We start from the raw sequence: 16,632 nt of genomic DNA on the forward strand, positions 1-16,632 counted from the left end.
ACCAGCATGTATATCCCCAGCTATGACGATGTGTGCGCGGCGCACGAGCGCATTGCGCCTTATGTCCACCGCACGCCGGTGCTGACCAGCGCCTATCTGAACGGGCTGTCCGGCGCCGAGCTGTTCTTCAAATGCGAGAATTTTCAAAAAGCCGGCGCCTTCAAGGTGCGCGGCGCCTGCAACGCGGTCTTCGGCCTGTCGGATGCCGAGGCCCGGCACGGCGTGGCCACCCATTCCTCCGGTAACCACGCCCTGTCGCTCACCTACGCGGCCGGCCGGCGCGGCATCAGGGCCACCGTGGTGATGCCGGAGACCGCCCCGAAGGCCAAGATGGATGCCGTGCGCGGTTATGGCGGCGAGGTGATCACCTGCGCGCCCAGCACCGAAGCGCGCGAGCGCACGCTGGAGGCGCTGGTCGAGCGCACCGGGGCGGAATTCGTCCATCCCTATAACGACCACCGCGTCATCGCCGGCCAGGGCACCTGCGCGCGCGAGCTGCTCGAGGAGACCGGCGAACTCGACGCCGTGGTGGCGCCGATCGGCGGCGGCGGCATGATCTCCGGCACCTGCCTGACGCTGGCCAGCCTGGCGCCGACGACCAGGATCTTCGCCGCCGAACCCAAAAACGCCGACGATGCCTACCGCTCCTTCAAGGCCGGCCGCATCATCGAGGACGACGCCCCGCAGACCGTTGCCGACGGGCTCAAGGTCTCGTTGCGCGAGCGCACCTTCCACTTCGTGTCGACCTATGTCGCCGACATCCTGCTGGTCACCGAAGACGAGATCGTCGCCGCCATGCGCCTGGTCTGGCAGCGCATGAAGATCGTCATCGAGCCGTCGAGCGCGGTGGCGGTCGCGGCCGTCCTGAAAAATCCCGGCCTGTTCGCCGGCCGGCGCGTCGGCGTCATCCTGACCGGCGGCAATGTCGATCTCGACAAGCTGCCGTGGATGGCGCGCGCCTGACCCCCTTGTTTCGTTTTCGAGGAGACTTCGATGACCATCAATATTCCTGCGTCGGTCGGCATGCCGGTCGAGGAGGTCGACACGCCGTGCCTGCTCGTCGATCTCGACGCCTTCGACCGCAATATCGACACCATGGCCGGTTTCATGAAAAAGCACGGCCTGCGCCACCGCGCCCACGCCAAGACGCATAAATCCTCCGACATCGCCATCATCCAGGTCGAGCGCGGCGGGGCCGTCGGCGTGTGCTGCCAGAAGGTCAGCGAGGCCGAGGCGCTGGTTTCGGCCGGCGTGCGCGACGTGCTGGTGTCGAACCAGGTCGTCACGCCGAAAAAGATCGAGCGGCTGGCCGCCATGGCGACCAGGGCGCGGGTGCTGGTCTGCGTCGACGATCTCGGCAATGTCGACGACCTGTCGGCGGCGGCGCAGAAATACGGCGTTACCATCGAGTGCCTGGTCGAGATGGATGTCGGCGCCGGCCGCTGCGGGGTGCGCCCGGGCGCCGATGCCGTGGCGCTGGCCAAGAAGATCGATGCCGCGCCGGGGCTCAAATTCGCCGGCCTGCAGGCCTATCAGGGCAAGGCCCAGCACGTGCACGATTTCGAGGAGCGCAAGGGGCTGATCGACAAGGCGGTCGGCATGGTGCGCGAGACGGTCGACCTGCTCAAGGCCGAGGGGCTTGGCTGCGACATCGTCGCCGGCGCCGGCACCGGCAGCTATTATTTCGAGGGCGACAGCGGCGTCTACAACGAGCTGCAATGCGGCTCCTACATCTTCATGGACGCCGACTATCAAAGGGTGAAGGACGACAAGGGCGGCTTCATCGGCGAGTTCGACAACGCGCTGTTCATCTACACGACCGTGATGTCGAAGACCAAGACCGACCGCGCCATCTGCGACGCCGGGCTGAAGGCGCAAAGCGTCGACAGCGGCCTGCCGGTGATCTTCGGCCGCGACGACGTCACCTATATCGGCGCCTCCGACGAGCACGGGGTGATCTCGGATCCCGACAACAAGCTTCGTCTCGGCGACAAGCTGAAGCTGGTTCCCGGACATTGCGATCCCACCGTCAACGTCCACGACTGGTATGTCGGCATTCGCAACGGCCGCGTGGAAGCGCTGTGGCCGGTCACCGCGCGCGGCATGTGCCTGTAGCCGCCGCGATGCGGATCGCGAATGCCCACGCCCGGCGCGCGCAAGGGGAGGCGCGCCGGGCGGATTTTTGCCCGGACAGGAGAGTGGACCCGCCGATGATCGTGATTCCGGAACATCTGGTCGAAAAACTGTTTACGGCCGAGGCCGCGTTCGAGGCGGTGGAAGCCGTCTTCGCCGCCATGAGCCGACGCGAGGCGGTCAATTTCCCCGTCGTGCGCGACATGATTGGCCATGCCGACGCCGTCTACGGCATCAAGTCGGGCTTCGACCGCGCCGGTCTCGCGCTCGGCCTCAAAGCCGGCGGTTACTGGCCCAACAATGGCGAAAAGGGTCTGACCAACCACCAGTCGGCGGTGTTGCTGTTTGATGCCGACACCGGCCGGCCGGCCGCGATCGTGTCGGGCAACCATCTGACCGCGATGCGCACCGCCGCCGCGAGCGCGATTTCCATCCGCCATCTGGCGCGCCCGGACGCGCGCGTGCTCGGCATGGTCGGCGCCGGACACCAGGCCGGTTTCCAGTTGCGCGCCGCGCTCGCCCAGCGCGCCTTCGACAGGGTGGTGGCCTGGAACCTGCATCCCGACATGCTCGACCGGCTCGGCGGGGTGGCCGCGGAAGAAGGCGTGCCGTTCGAGGCCGTCGAACTCGACCGTCTGGGCGCGGAGGCCGACGTCATCGTCACCATCACGTCGAGCTTCGCGCCGATCCTGAAGCGCTGTCACGTGCGGCCGGGCACGCATATCGCGGCGATGGGCACCGACACCAAGGGCAAGCAGGAGCTCGATCCGGCGCTGGTCGCCGCCGCGCGGGTGTTCACCGACGAGGTCGCGCAATCGGCCTCGATCGGCGAATGCCAGCATGCGGTCGCCGCCGGCCTGATCTCGCGCGAGGATATCGGCGAGATCGGCGCGGTCATCACCGGCACGCTTGCCGGCCGCCGGTCGGCCGACGACATCACGCTGTTCGACGGCACCGGCGTCGCGCTGCAGGACCTCGCCGGCGCGGCCCGGGTGGTCGAGCTCGCCCGCGACACCGGCCCGCTGGCGACCGTCGATCTGTAGCGCGTCACGAGATATCGATGAGGTAGTAGCCGAGGCCGGTGCGGTAGGCGCCGGCCCCGGTTGTCATGCGCCGGGCGCCGGTCAGTTCCACACATCCTTCATGACGCGCAGCCAGTTGCCGGAGCGCACCTTGTCGATATCGGTCTCCGAATAGCCGCGCTTTTTCATGCCGTCCCAGATCCGGGGCGTGTGCGCCAGGGACTGGAAATCGACGTTGAGCCGCTTTTCGTACGTGTACCAGTCGCCGAGGACGCCGGTAATATTGGGGCTGTAGCCGTTCGGTCCGTAGGATTTGTCCCATTTTTCCGGGCTCGGCACCTGGCCCTCGGTTACGTCGCTGGCAAAGGCGACGTGCTCGATGCCGCCGACCTTCACGTGATGATCGATGTGGTTGAGATAATCGTCGAGCGTCGGCCGCTGGTCGTGCCGCACCGCCGGGGACCACATTACAGCGCCGATCAGGCCGCCGGTCTCGGCAATGGCGCGGATATGCTCGTCCTTCTTGTTGCGCAGGCTGGGGCAGACCGCGAACGCATTGGCGTGGCTGACCACCATCGGCCCCTTGGCGGCGGCGAGATAGGCGCTGGTCGTGCGATGGCCGCAATGGGAAAGGTCGATGATCAGCCCAAGGCGCGTCATCTCCTCGATCCACTCGACGCCCTTCGCCTTCATGCCCTTGTCGTCGTCCTTTTCGAACGGCGCGCCGTAGCCGAGCGCGTTCTCCTCGTTGTAGGTCGGCTGCAGGATCCGCACGCCGAGACGTTTCATGGTGGCCAGAAGCTGAAGATCGTCTTCCACCATCATGGAGTTCTGCGTGCCCAAGATGTAACCGAGCTTGCCGTCATGATGCGCCTTCTCGATGTCGGCAACGCTCGTCACGACCGTGGCGATATCGCTCATTGCGTCGATTTTCGCGCAATTCGCCTCGAGTTCGACGAGCGAATCCGACAGCCCGACAAAGGGTGACATCGCCGTGAGGTTGATGGCCGAAACGCCGCCCTCCAGGGTGCGCAGGGCCTGTTCGCGGGATACGGCGGCGCAGTTCAGTCCGTCGATCGTGATTGGGCGCGGCGCGCCGGCGGTTGCATTCATCTCGTTGCCTCGTCTTGCTGGTTTGAGGGTAGAATGAGCGGCTATTTTTCGCGGTAATTGACCCACAGTGCTTTGGCCGGTCGGTCGCCGGCGTTGCGGAATTGATGGGGCCGGTTGCTGTTGAAACGGAAACTGTCGCCTTCGCCGAGTATGTGTTTTTTGCCATCGACGATCAGTTCGATACCGCCTTCCATCACGAAGCCGGCTTCCTCGCCGCTATGCGCGTAGGCCTCCTCGCCGGAACCGCCGCCCGGCTGTAGTGTGATGATGAACACATCCAGTCGCGGAATGCGGCTGAACGGCGTCAGCAGTTCCTTGGATGCTCCCGAGTCGGCAAGGTCGATCCGCTTGCGTTCGGAGGGGGCGGCGGTGATGCGCTGTCCGTCGTCGCTGGGAGGGACGGCCGGAAAGACGTCGCCGATGCTGACTTCCAGGGCGTCCGCGATGCGGGCGAGGGCCCGCACGGAGGCCGAAGAAAGCCCGCGCTCGATCTGGCTGAGGAAGCCGATCGACAGGCCGGCCCGCTGCGCGAGCTCTTTGAGCGAGCGCCCGCGAACCCTGCGCAACTGCCTGACGCGGTTGCCAACGGCAATGTCCGTTTGCCGCTGGTCGTCGTCGAGGGAAGCTTTTCCCGCGCGTGAAGCCTTCGGCACGAAACTACCTCATGGTGAATTAGCTTATGGTCACGATCATATTCGTGAAATTTTTGTTTGTAAATTCACTCAGTCGCGAATAGCATCGAAAATGTTCAGTCGCCGTGGGTCGTCGCCGTGAGGTGGGCAGCCGATACCGCAGGAGCGGCTGCAAACCGAAACAATGGGAGCCGCCAATGAAAAAGATCATCCGCAAATTGCTGCTTACGAGCATGCTGAGCGTCGCGACGCTCGCCGGCGCCTCGGCCGCGACGCTCACGGTGGCGCAGAATTTCGATCCGCAGACCCTGTGGCCGAACGGCACGACGGCGTCCGACAATCTCAACGCGGGCTCGGCCATCGTCGAGGCGCTGTTTTGGGTGGATCCCCACGGCGAGGAGTTCAAGCCGCTGCTGGCGACAGCCTACGAGCTTGAGGATCCCACGACGGTCCTGGTGAAGTTGCGGGATGGCGTGCAGTTCTCGAACGGCGAGCCAATGAACGCCGACGCCGTGATCCACAGCTTCAACATCTTTGTCGACAAGGAAAAGAGCCCCGCTTATGCGCGCGTCTCGGACCCGTTCGACGGCATCGAGAAGGTCGACGACCTGACGGTGCGCATGACGCTGAAATACCCCTTTCCCCCGATCGAGCTCGCCCTGAGCCAGCTCTACATCACGCCGCCCGGCTATTGGAACGAGGTCGGCCTGGAGGCGTACGGACAAAAGCCGATCGGCACCGGTCCGTTCGTGTTCGAAAGCTGGGCGCGCGACGATCGGCTCGTGATGAAGGCCAACGACAACTACTGGGGAAAGCTGCCTGAAGGTATCGACGAGGTCGTCTGGAAGCCGGTTCCCGACGATATCGCCCGTGCCGCCGGCCTGACGACGGGCGAGTACGACATTGCGTCCAACCTCGCGGTCACCTCCGCGATGGAGGTCAAGGACAATCCTGAGGTCGAGCTGGTGCCGGTGCCGAGCTACCGAATCTACCAGATCATCCTGTCCTCGCTCGAAGAGCACGAAAGCCCGCTCATCGACAAGAAGGTCAGGCAGGCGCTCAACTATGCCGTCGACAAGCAGGCCATCATCGACAGCCTGTTCTTCGGCAATGCGGTGGCGCTGAACGGACAGGTCCTTCGCAAGCCGCAGATCGGTTTCAATCCGGACCTGAGCGACTATCCCTACGATCCGGACAAGGCCAGGGCGCTGCTTGCGGAAGCCGGGTACCCGGACGGTTTTGAAATAACCTTCAAATTCCCGTCCGGCCGCTATGCGCAGGACCGCGAGGTTTCCGAAGCGGTCGCGGGCATGTTGAGCGAGGTTGGCGTGAAGGCCGACATGGTCGCCCTCGAGCCCGGCGAATTCCTGCGTCAGTTGCGGGCCAAGGAGCTGCAGCCGATGGCCTTCGTGGGTCTCGCTCCGCAGGACGACCCCGATCTGCAGGTCGCGCAGTATCATTCCACCTGGCGCTATTCCTACATCAAGAATGCCGAGCTCGATGCGCTGATCGACGCCGGAAAGCAGGAGATGGATCGCGAGAAGCGCGTTCAGATCTACAAGGACGCCATGGCGCTGATGCATGAGGAAGCACCGATCATCTTCCTGTATGGCGGCGTGGATTTCTACGGCACCTCCGCCAAGCTCAGCAACTTCATGGCGCGTGGCGACGGTCGTTTCTTCCTGTACGACACCGCTTTGAGCGAATAGCCGCATTGGCGCCGCCCGGAGGCAGATGCTTCCGGGCGGAGGCCGGCACATTGCCCGACAAGACAGCCCTGCCACCTGATCGGATACGTCGATGCTGCAATACGTCGTCCGCAGACTGATCCTCACCCTTCCGGTATTGCTCGGAATCCTGCTGATTTCGTTCATGCTGACGCATATTAGCGGCGACCCGACGGATCTGATCCTGGCGCCGGACACGCCCGATGAGGCACGCGAGCTGTTTCGTCAGAAACACGGGCTCGACCAGCCGGTCTGGGTCCAGTTCTACCAATTCTGCGTTCACGCCCTGCAGGGCGATTTCGGCGACTCGCTCCGTTTCAACCAACCCGCCGTCACGCTGGTGCTGGAGCGGCTGGGCGCGACGACGGAACTCGCCGCGACCGCGATGCTGCTGGCCATTCTGATCGGCATCCCCGCCGGTGTGGTCGCCGCGTACCGGCGCAACACGCCGACCGACGCCACCGTGAGGGCGGTCACCCTGATGGGGCAGGCCGTGCCGTCCTTCTATCTCGGCATCCTCACCATCATCATCTTCGCCGTATGGCTGCGCTGGCTTCCCAGCGGTGGGCGCGGGACGTGGGCTCATCTCATCCTGCCGGCCTCGACCCTGGCGCTCAACCTTGTCGCGCTCATCGCGCGGACCACCCGTTCGTGCATGCTCGACGTTCTGAACCAGGACTATATCCGCACTGCGCGCGCCAAGGGCCTGGGCGAGAACTGGATCGTCTGGGGTCACGCGCTGCGCAACGCCTTCATCCCCGTTCTGACGGTGATCGGCCTTCAGGTCGGTCTGCTCATGGGCGGCGTGGTCGTGACCGAAACCGTCTTCTCGTGGCCGGGGGTCGGCCGGCTCGCCATCCAGGCGATCTATGCGCGGGACTACCCCGTCGTCCAGGCGGTGGTGCTGTTCTTCGCCGTCATCTTCGTCGGGGTGAATCTGATCGTCGACCTCCTTTATGCCGTGCTCGACCCTCGCATTGGATACCGGTAGGCGCTTATGACCTCCACCACCACTCTTCCGCAGGAAACCGAAGACGACCTGCCGCCGCGCCGCAGCCAGAGCCGTATCGTCTTCGCGCGTTTGCTGTCGAAACCGGCCGCCGTGTTCGGCATGGTCATCGTCGTCATGCTCGTGGCCTGCGCGCTCGTGCCCGACCTGATCGCGCCGCACGATCCCTATGCGCAGTCGCTGATACGACGGCTAAAGCCGCCATCGTTCCTGGATCAGGGCGTCGAAGGGTATTGGCTCGGCACCGACCATCTTGGCCGCGACACGCTTTCGCGCATTGTCCACGGGGCCAGGACGACCCTGCTGGTCAGCCTGTTCGCCGTTGTCGTTTCCGCGGTCGCCGGTATCTGGGCGGGACTGGCAGCAGGCTTCTTTGGCGGCCGGACGGACGCGGTGATCCTGCGTCTGATCGACATGCAGCTCGCCTTCCCGGTGGTCCTGCTCGTCATCGCCATCGTTGCGGTGGTGGGGCCTTCGCTGACCAACCTGATCATTCTGATGGGGCTGTCGGCATGGCCGCGATTCGCGCGCATCGTGCGCGGCTCGGTGCTTTCGGTCCGCGGGTTGGAGTATATCGAGGCGGCACGGTCGATCGGCGCCGGCAAGCTGCGCATCATGCTCCGGCACATCTTGCCGAACATCCTGTCGGCGATCATCGTCTATGCGAGTTTCGAGCTTGCCCGCATGATCCTTCTCGAAGCGACCCTCTCATTCCTGGGGCTCGGCGTTCAACCGCCGACGCCGACCTGGGGCGGGATGATCAATGACGGGAAGAACTATCTCTCGATTTCGTGGGCGGTGTCGCTGTTCCCCGGCATCGCCATCGCGCTGATCATCCTGGCCTTCAACCTGCTGGGTGACGAACTGCGCGACGCCCTCGATCCCCAACTCAGTCACGATTGAACCGCAGTCATCCCGGAGGACCTTGCCATGGACCAGATCGCCGCCCGCAACCATCGCGAACGCACGCCGGTCGTCGACGGCCTCAATTGCGCGATCCTGACGCGCGACCAGTTCCAGCGCACTCTCGACGGCCGGGTCGCGGCGATCAATCTCACCTCGTTGCGGCCGGCCAACGATCTGGCGGCGTCGATGAGCGACCTGGCCAAGGCGCTCGCCGTGGCGGCCGCCAACGCCGATCTCGTTTCCATCGTCACCTCCGTGGCGGAAATCCGCCAGGCTGCCGAGCAGGGCAAACTGGGCATCATTCTGGGCACCCAGAACTCCACGTTTCTCGAGCACGACCTGTCGCTGATCCGGGTCATGCAGCGCGTGGGCGTGCGCATCATGCAGCCGACCTACATGGAACAGAACGCGCTCGGGTCAGGCGTGCTGGCGCCCGAGCCCGCCGGCCTGACCGCCAAGGGACACGAGTGGGTGGCGTTGATGAACGAGGCCCGCATTCTCATCGACCTGTCCCATGTCGGCTATCAGACCGCGATGGACGCGGCAAAAGCGTCGAAGCGCCCGGTCATCTGCAGCCACTCGAACGCCCGGAAACTGTGCGACAGTTTGCGCAACATCCCCGACGACCAGATCCGGGCCGTGGCCGACACCGGCGGAACGGTCGGTGTGACGCTGTGGCCGCCGATGCTGCGGCATGCCACGCGTCCGACGCTGGAGGATTTCTTCGCCCAGGTGGACTACATGGTCAATCTGGTCGGCATAGAGCACGTCGCCTTCGGCAGCGATTGCTCGGAGCAGACCAAGACCGAGGAAGAGTGGCAGTCGAGTTTCGGCCCGCGCGGCATCTATCCGCAGGTCACCGGTATCCTCGGCGACTGGTTTGTCTTCACGCAACGTTTCACCGAAGGGTACGAAAGCCTGGCCCATACCGGCCGGCTGATCGACGGTCTGGCCGCACGCGGCTACAGCGAAGCCGATGTCGACAAGATCATGGGCGGCAACCTGCTCAGGGTCTACGAGGACGTTTGGGGACGATGACCACACGCGCGACGAAACCCGACCGCTCCGCCGACGCCGAGATCAAACCGGTGCTGACCGTCGCCGGGCTGAAGGCGCGTCTCTTCCTCAAGAGCGGCGTTCTGCCGGCGGTGGACGACGTCTCCTTCTCGGTGATGCCGGGCGAGACGTTGTGCATCGTGGGCGAATCCGGCTGTGGCAAGAGCATGACGGCGCTGTCCATCATGCGGCTCCTGCCGCGTCCGGTGGGGTGCATCACCGGCGGTTCGATCACCATTGACGGGGTTGGCGATCTGACGGGATTGTCGGAACACGCCATGCGGCGCGTTCGCGGCAACGATGTGTCGATGATTTTCCAGGAGCCGATGACCTCGCTCAATCCGGTGTTCAGGGTCGGCTACCAGATCAGCGAAGCGATCCGCGTCCACCACGACGTCTCCGTCGCGGAAGCCCGCGACCGCGCCATCGACATGCTCGAGCAGGTGCGCATTCCCTTGCCGGCCGAGCGTTACCGCAACTTCCCCCATCAGCTCTCCGGCGGCATGCGCCAGCGGGTGATGATCGCCATGGCGCTGGCGTGCCGGCCCAAGGTGATGCTCGCCGACGAACCCACGACCGCGCTCGACGTCACCATCCAGGCGCAGATCCTGAAGTTGATGAACGAGCTGAAGCGCGAGATCGGCATGTCGCTGGTGCTGATCACCCACGATCTCGGCGTGGTCGCGAAAATGGCGCAGCGCGTTCTGGTCATGTATGCCGGGGTCGTGGTGGAGGAGGCGGATGCGCAAACCCTGTTCGACCGGCCCCTTCATCCCTATACGCAAGGGCTGATGCGTTCGATTCCGCGTCCCTCCGCACGCCAGGACCGCCAGCAGGAGATCGACACGATCAAGGGCACCGTGCCGGCGCTGAGCGCGCTGCCGCCGGGCTGCCGCTTTTCCGATCGCTGTCCGATGGTGCACGAGCCCTGCCGCAAATGGGAACCGCCTCTGGCGGTGCCGGACGACATGGCGTCGCCGCCCCGCAAAGTACGCTGCTGGTTGCATACGAGGCCACCGCAATGACGACACCCCTGCTCACCGTGAAAGGCCTGAAGCGGCATTTCCCGACCGCGGGACCGCTGTTTGGACCCAAACCCACGGTCAAGGCGGTTGACGGCGTCGATCTCGTGGTTGGCGAACGCGAGACGCTCGGCCTTGTCGGCGAGAGCGGTTGCGGAAAATCGACGCTGGGACGCCTCATCGCGCGGCTCGACGACCCGACCGCGGGCGAAATCCTGTTCGAGGGAAAGGACATTGCCGGTCTCGACGACAGCTCTCTCCTGCCGGTGCGCCAGTCGATCCAGATGATCTTCCAGAACCCGTTCGCATCGCTCAACCCGCGCATGACCGTGGGCGCGATCCTCGAGGAGCCGCTGATCATCCATCAAAAGGGTGATCGGGCCAAACGGCGCCGACGGGTGGCGGAACTGCTCGATCAGGTCGGCCTGCGGCGCGAACATGTCGATCGCTATCCGCACGAGTTTTCCGGCGGGCAGCGGCAGCGGATCGGGATCGCGCGCGCGCTGGCGCTGGAACCCAAGCTGATCGTCTGCGACGAGCCGGTCTCCGCGCTCGACGTGTCGATCCAGGCGCAGATCATCAACCTGTTGCAGCGCTTGCAGCGCGAACTGGGGATCTCCTATCTTTTCATCTCGCACGATCTCAGCGTGGTGGAGCACATCTCCGACCGGGTGGCGGTGATGTATCTGGGCCGTATCGTGGAGGAAGCGGAGGCCACCGAGATCTATCGCAGGCCGTTGCATCCCTACACCGAGGCCCTGCTGTCCGCTCACCCCGAACCCGATCCCAGCGCCGTTTCGCACGAGATCATCCTTGAAGGCGGCGTTCCCAGCCCAGTCAACCCGCCCGCGGGCTGCCATTTCACCACGCGCTGTCCCTACGTTCGGGAAATGTGCAGCCAAACCACGCCGCAACTTCTCGAGCACGAGCCGGACCACAGGGCCCGCTGCCTGCGCCTCGACGAACTCGACGGAAACCGGATCACGGAACGATTCCGCCCGATATCGCAGTGAGACGCGGCGTGACCCGAGCCTGACCGCCATGGCGCCACGCCGGCCCGGGCCGGCGTTGGCTCTAGCCGGCGCTCAGCGTCGAGGTTCCGGTCCCGGGGCGGCGGCGCGTTCTTGTCTGGACGCGGTTTAGTGGAGTGGATTTTCCGGTCCGGCAACAAGAAGCGCGCCGCGCCATAGTGTGATCGGCAGGGACTTCGGCACGGCCGGGGCGAAAAGGCGGCCCAAGCCGGGTTACGCCTCCGGTTTCGCCATCGCCATCAAGATCGCAATCGTCCGATCCAGATATTTCACTGTCTTGCCGCGGCCCGCGATGCCTGCACCGCATCGCCACGCGCTCCTGCCGGACCGCAAAATCCCGGCGGCGACCGATTCCGGTCAAACGGGTGCGGCCCTAGGCGACGTCATGATCGGGCTGGTTCACGAAGATGAGGACGCCGAGTATGGCCATATAGAACTTGAACGCGGCGTCCTGTCCATTCCACGTGCTGGACTGCCACATCAAGAACCACTCCCCGCCGACGACCATGAAGCCGAAGAACCAGACGCCAAAACCGATCGTGGCCGCGGCGATCACCCATTTCTTCGATGCGTTGAACGCCGCCGCCGAGCCGCCGCGCGCGCCGATCATCGCCAGAGCCCCGACCAGAAACAGAACGAAGGTCGCGCCTTCGCCGAAAATGATCAGCCAATAGGCCGCGTGCCACATCCACGGCGTGGTGATCGCACGGTACATTGCGGCATTGCCCTCGAAGGTCGTATCCATGCTCAGCACATGCTGCACAAAGGCGAAATTGGAGCCGTAATCGGCTATATTGTTGAAGGTGACCATGAACGCAAATGCCGCCAGTGCCAGCGTCATGAGGATTTTTGCATAGCGTGTGGTCATGAAACAGGGCTCCAGTTGATCGTTTTCCGGGCCGCGCCTGATTGTCATGGCGTCCGCGGATCGATGCGAGCGCGCGGCGCATCTTGGAGAGACCGTAACCGGAGTTTCCACTAAGTCCAGCGGCAGGAGCGTTCACATGAGGTTGTCAACCAGATTAACCAAGACCGCCGAGCGGGAGGCGGTTCGCAGGGGCTTGACCAGCCGGCTCGAAGGGCTGGTCCTGGACGCCTGGGTGGCGAGAGGCGATCAGGTCGAACTCGAGACGGCGGATGGCTCTGCGGTCTTCGTCGTTCACGCGCGGCGCATTCGCGTCGCAGCCGACGCCGCGACCGAACTGGTCATAACGCTCGACTATCCCCTCGGGCCGGGCGGCCGATAAGAAGGGTGCCGTTTCGCTGCCGCTCCCGGCTGGGCCTTCACGTGGTTCGCTGGGACGTTGACTGCCAACGCTCGAGCCCGGCGCAGCCTGGCCTGCCATTTGACCTCGTTCGCACATGAAGTCCGGCCGGGCCGAAGAAGGCAAGTCCAAGCCGTGATCGATGTTGTCTTATGTGACCCGGGCGGTTGCAGGATGCCGATATCAAGCCGCTCACCTATCACATGTTGGAGAGACGACGAGAACGGAGGAGCCTTGGAGGACTTTACGCAGCCTGCAGCAAATCCATCTGCTGGCATTGGAAAATGGTGCCGCTTGCGTGACTCGAACACGCGACCCCATCATTACGAATGATGTGCTCTACCAACTGAGCTAAAGCGGCCCTATGCCGGCGTCTGGACGAGCCGACGATACGGTGTGCGGGTGATATCGACAATGGCGGCCGATTTCAAGCGTCCTGTGGCGACAAATCGGCGTGGCGCCGGCGCGCCCGCGCCCGATCGCGTTGCCGGTGGCGGGCCGCCGCGGCGCGCCGTTGCCGCCGGTGGCACCATGCGACCAAATTCCCATCGCGCGCACTGGAAAAACAATGCTGTGCCAATGGACTCTCGGTGCCGCTGCGTTAATCTTCGGCACCAGCCTTTCTGCGTTACAGATCGCGCGGTTTTCAAAACGAAGCGCTTTGGAGGAGGATCGATGTCTGAGGTTTCGATGAGTGTGAACGGCCGCGAGGTGTCGGCGACGGTCGAGGGCCGAACGCTGCTCGTCCATTTTCTGCGCGAACATCTCGGCCTGACGGGCACGCATGTCGGCTGCGACACCTCGCAGTGCGGCGCCTGCGTGGTCCATGTCGACGGCAAGGCCGTCAAGAGCTGCTCGATGCTGGCCGCCCAGGCGGCCGGCAGCCAGATCACCACGATCGAGGGGCTGGCCGACGGCAACGATCTGCACCCGGTGCAGGCGGCCTTCAAGGAGCATCACGGGCTTCAGTGCGGGTTCTGCACGCCCGGCATGATCATGGCCGCGACGGACATGATCGAGCGCCATGGGCCCGGCAATCTCGACGAGGCCACGGTGCGCGCCGAGCTGGAGGGCAATATCTGCCGCTGCACCGGCTACCACAATATCGTCAAGGCGATCCTGGCCGCGTCGAAGACGATGGCCAAGGGCAAGGGCAAGGCGAAGAAGGCGGCCTGAGCCGCGGCCGGCTCGACGGCGGGCGGACGGCTTGTCCAGCGGGGCCCCGTGCCGGGCGTTCCGTCCCGGCCCTGCCCTCGAGCGGGATCGACGTGGTTTAAGCCCCAGATTTCCGGGAGGATATGAGAATGGGTGTTGAAGGTATCGGCGCGCGGGTGGCGCGCAAGGAAGACAAGAGATTCATCACCGGCGGCGGCCGTTACGTCGACGACATGGTGGTGCCGGGCATGAAGCATGCCGCGTTCGTGCGCTCGCCGCACGCCCATGCCGACATCAAGAAGATCGACGTCAAGGCGGCCAAGAAGATGCCGGGCGTGATCGACGTGCTGGTCGGCAAGGAACTCAAGACAGACGGCATCGGCAATCTGATCTGCGGCTGGATGGTCCATTCCAAGGACGGTTCGCCGATGAATATGGGCGCCTGGTCGCCGTTGGCGGTCGACCGCGTGCGTTATGTCGGCGATGCGGTGGCGATCGTCGTCGCCGAGACCAAGGGCCAGGCGCGCGACGCCGCCGAGGCCGTCGAGGTCACCTACAAGGAAAAGAAGGCGGTCACCGACACCGTCTCGGCGCTGAAGAAGGGCGCGCCGCAGCTTCATCCCGAGGCGCCCGGCAATCTGATCTACGACTGGGAGATCGGCGAGGCCGAGGCGACCGACAAGGCGATCGCCGCCGCCCACCATGTCACCACCTTGCAGATCGTCAACAATCGGCTGGTGCCCAACGCCATGGAGCCGCGCGCCGCGCTCGGCCATTACGACAAGGCGGAGGACCACTACACCTGCTGGACGACCTCGCAGAACCCGCATGTCGCCCGGCTGGTGATGAGCGCCTTCTACAATGTCGCGCCGGAAAACAAGCTCAGGGTGATCGCCCCCGACGTCGGCGGCGGCTTCGGCTCCAAGATCTTCATCTATCCCGAGGAGATCGTGTGCCTGTGGGCATCCAAGCGCACCGGCGTGCCGGTCAAATGGGTGGCCGACCGCACCGAAAGCTTCCTGACCGACGCGCATGGCCGCGACCACGTCACCGAGGTCAAGCTCGCCTTCGACGCCGACAACAAGATGACGGCGATGAAGGTCGACACGATCGCCAATTTCGGCGCCTACATGTCGCTGTTTTCGTCCTCGGTGCCGACCTATCTCTACGCCACCTTGCTGTCTGGCCAGTACAATATTCCGGCCATTCACTGCAATGTGCGGGCCGTCTACACCAACACCGCGCCGGTCGACGCCTATCGCGGCGCCGGCCGCCCGGAGGCGACCTATGTGGTGGAACGCGTCGTCGAAACGGCGGCGCGCGAACTGGGCATGAGCCCGGCCGAATTGCGGCGCAGGAATTTCATCACCGAGTTCCCGCACCAGACCCCGGTGATCATGAATTACGACGCCGGCGACTATGCCGCCTCGCTCGACGCGGCGATGAAGGCGGCCGACTATGCCGGCTTCGAAAAGCGCCGCGAGCAGGCCAAGAAGGCCGGCAAGCTGCGCGGCATCGGCATGAGCTGCTATATCGAGGCCTGCGGCATCGCGCCGTCGGCCGCGGTCGGCTCGCTCGGCGCCGGCGTCGGCCTGTGGGAGTCGGCCGAAGTGCGCGTCAACGGCGTCGGCACCATCGAAGTGCTGACGGGTTCGCACTCGCACGGCCAGGGCCACGAGACGACTTTCTCCCAGCTCGTCGCCGATCGTTTCGGCGTGCCGCTCGATTCGGTCTCGATCGTGCATGGCGACACCGACAAGGTGCAGATGGGCATGGGTACCTACGGCTCGCGTTCCGGCGCGGTCGGCATGTCGGCGATTGTCAAGGCGCTCGACAAGGTCGAGGCCAAGGCCAAGAAGATCGCCGCCCACCTGATGGAGGCCGACGAAGGCGACATCGTCATCGAAAACGGCGAACTGAAGGTGGCGGGAACCGACAAGACGGTGCCCTGGTTCCAGATGGCGCTCGCCGCCTACACGGCCCACAACCTGCCGGAAGGCATGGAGCCGGGCCTGAAGGAAGGCGCCTTCTACGACCCGGCCAACTTCACCTTCCCGGCTGGCTGCTACATCTGCGAGGTCGAGGTCGATCCCGAGACCGGCCGCACAGAGATCGTGCAGTTCGTCGCCGCCGACGATTTCGGCAACATCATCAATCCGATGATCGTCGAAGGCCAGGTCCATGGCGGCATCGCCCAGGGCGTCGGCCAGGCGCTGCTGGAAGGGTGTCACTACGACGATAACGGCCAGCTGATCACCGCCAGCTACATGGATTACTGCATGCCGCGGGCCGACGATCTGCCCTCGTTCCAGGTCTCGACCTCGAACACGCCGTGCCCGTCCAATCCGCTCGGCATCAAGGGCTGCGGCGAGGCCGGCGCGATCGGGTCGCCACCGGCCGTCATCAACGCCATCACCGACGCGATCGGCAACAACGATCTGACCATGCCGGCGACGGCGCAGAAAGTGTGGTCGATACTGAACGCGGCGAAACATTGAGGACGAAACCCGTGCGGGGACGCCTGCAAGCCAGGCCGAGCGTGGTCGCGGACAAGGCCCGTC

Annotated in this window: 15 protein-coding genes and 1 tRNA gene; 12 read left to right on the forward strand and 4 right to left on the reverse strand. The window is 64.7% G+C overall.

The window, feature by feature from the left end:
• Positions 1 to 6: 6 nt before the first annotated feature.
• The 3 genes from bhcB to bhcD all read left to right on the forward strand — a co-directional run bounded on the left by bhcB (position 7) and on the right by bhcD (position 3,176).
• The gene (bhcB, locus tag EP380_RS00825) at positions 7 to 963 is read left to right on the forward strand and encodes a beta-hydroxyaspartate dehydratase BhcB (RefSeq protein ID WP_106572858.1); all 957 of its coding nucleotides are present in this window, start codon (positions 7 to 9) and stop codon (positions 961 to 963) included.
• Between the two features lie 30 nt (positions 964 to 993).
• Positions 994 to 2,115: a DSD1 family PLP-dependent enzyme gene (locus EP380_RS00830; protein ID WP_127595583.1), complete on the forward strand. Its 1,122-nt coding sequence runs from the start codon at positions 994 to 996 to the stop codon at positions 2,113 to 2,115.
• A 95-nt stretch (positions 2,116 to 2,210) separates the two neighbouring features.
• Positions 2,211 to 3,176 carry an iminosuccinate reductase BhcD gene (bhcD, locus tag EP380_RS00835; RefSeq protein ID WP_127595586.1) on the forward strand — a complete coding sequence of 322 codons (966 nt, stop codon included), beginning with the start codon at positions 2,211 to 2,213 and terminating at the stop codon, positions 3,174 to 3,176.
• Positions 3,177 to 3,257: 81 nt separating this feature from the next.
• Here the strand turns inward: bhcD and EP380_RS00840 are convergent, their stop codons facing one another.
• Complete coding sequence (locus EP380_RS00840; RefSeq protein WP_127595589.1) at positions 3,258 to 4,268, reverse strand: dipeptidase; 1,011 nt, start codon at positions 4,266 to 4,268, stop codon at positions 3,258 to 3,260.
• A gap of 41 nt (positions 4,269 to 4,309) precedes the next feature.
• Entirely contained in the window at positions 4,310 to 4,921 is a 612-nt protein-coding gene (locus tag EP380_RS00845; RefSeq protein WP_127595593.1) for a cupin domain-containing protein, read from the reverse strand.
• Positions 4,922 to 5,097: 176 nt separating this feature from the next.
• Between EP380_RS00845 and EP380_RS00850 the strand changes: the two genes are divergently transcribed.
• The 6 genes from EP380_RS00850 (at position 5,098) to EP380_RS00875 (ending at position 11,633) form a co-directional block, all read left to right on the forward strand.
• Positions 5,098 to 6,609, forward strand: coding sequence for an ABC transporter substrate-binding protein (locus EP380_RS00850; protein WP_127595596.1), 1,512 nt, complete (start codon positions 5,098 to 5,100; stop codon positions 6,607 to 6,609).
• Positions 6,610 to 6,700: 91 nt separating this feature from the next.
• Positions 6,701 to 7,618: an ABC transporter permease gene (locus tag EP380_RS00855; RefSeq protein ID WP_127595598.1), complete on the forward strand. Its 918-nt coding sequence runs from the start codon at positions 6,701 to 6,703 to the stop codon at positions 7,616 to 7,618.
• A 6-nt stretch (positions 7,619 to 7,624) separates the two neighbouring features.
• Positions 7,625 to 8,539, forward strand: coding sequence for an ABC transporter permease (locus EP380_RS00860; RefSeq protein WP_127595601.1), 915 nt, complete (start codon positions 7,625 to 7,627; stop codon positions 8,537 to 8,539).
• Between the two features lie 27 nt (positions 8,540 to 8,566).
• On the forward strand, positions 8,567 to 9,580 hold the full coding sequence (locus EP380_RS00865; RefSeq protein WP_127595604.1) for a dipeptidase: 1,014 nt from the start codon (positions 8,567 to 8,569) through the stop codon (positions 9,578 to 9,580).
• Entirely contained in the window at positions 9,577 to 10,623 is a 1,047-nt protein-coding gene (locus EP380_RS00870) for an ABC transporter ATP-binding protein (protein ID WP_127595607.1), read from the forward strand. Before EP380_RS00865 ends, EP380_RS00870 begins: the two co-directional genes overlap by 4 nt.
• Complete coding sequence (locus EP380_RS00875; RefSeq protein ID WP_127595610.1) at positions 10,620 to 11,633, forward strand: ABC transporter ATP-binding protein; 1,014 nt, start codon at positions 10,620 to 10,622, stop codon at positions 11,631 to 11,633. The genes EP380_RS00870 and EP380_RS00875 overlap by 4 nt, the downstream gene beginning before the upstream one ends.
• A gap of 391 nt (positions 11,634 to 12,024) precedes the next feature.
• On the opposite strand, the gene EP380_RS00880 is transcribed toward EP380_RS00875, so the two are convergent.
• The gene (locus EP380_RS00880) at positions 12,025 to 12,519 is read right to left on the reverse strand and encodes a DUF2165 family protein (protein WP_127595613.1); all 495 of its coding nucleotides are present in this window, start codon (positions 12,517 to 12,519) and stop codon (positions 12,025 to 12,027) included.
• A 136-nt stretch (positions 12,520 to 12,655) separates the two neighbouring features.
• Between EP380_RS00880 and EP380_RS00885 the strand changes: the two genes are divergently transcribed.
• Entirely contained in the window at positions 12,656 to 12,898 is a 243-nt protein-coding gene (locus tag EP380_RS00885) for a hypothetical protein (protein ID WP_127595616.1), read from the forward strand.
• Between the two features lie 303 nt (positions 12,899 to 13,201).
• Here EP380_RS00885 and EP380_RS00890 read toward each other — a convergent pair.
• Positions 13,202 to 13,277, reverse strand: a tRNA-Thr gene (locus tag EP380_RS00890).
• Between the two features lie 314 nt (positions 13,278 to 13,591).
• On the opposite strand from EP380_RS00890, the gene EP380_RS00895 reads away from it, so the two are divergent.
• Together EP380_RS00895 and EP380_RS00900 are read left to right on the forward strand one after the other, a co-directional pair.
• Positions 13,592 to 14,092, forward strand: a complete 501-nt coding sequence (locus EP380_RS00895) for a (2Fe-2S)-binding protein (RefSeq protein WP_127595619.1) — start codon at positions 13,592 to 13,594, stop codon at positions 14,090 to 14,092.
• A gap of 128 nt (positions 14,093 to 14,220) precedes the next feature.
• Positions 14,221 to 16,569: a xanthine dehydrogenase family protein molybdopterin-binding subunit gene (locus EP380_RS00900; protein WP_106572098.1), complete on the forward strand. Its 2,349-nt coding sequence runs from the start codon at positions 14,221 to 14,223 to the stop codon at positions 16,567 to 16,569.
• Positions 16,570 to 16,632 lie beyond the last annotated feature (63 nt).

Origin of the sequence: Nitratireductor alexandrii (genome assembly GCF_004000215.1) — a bacterium.
GTDB classification, from domain to species: domain Bacteria; phylum Pseudomonadota; class Alphaproteobacteria; order Rhizobiales; family Rhizobiaceae; genus Mangrovimarina; species Mangrovimarina alexandrii.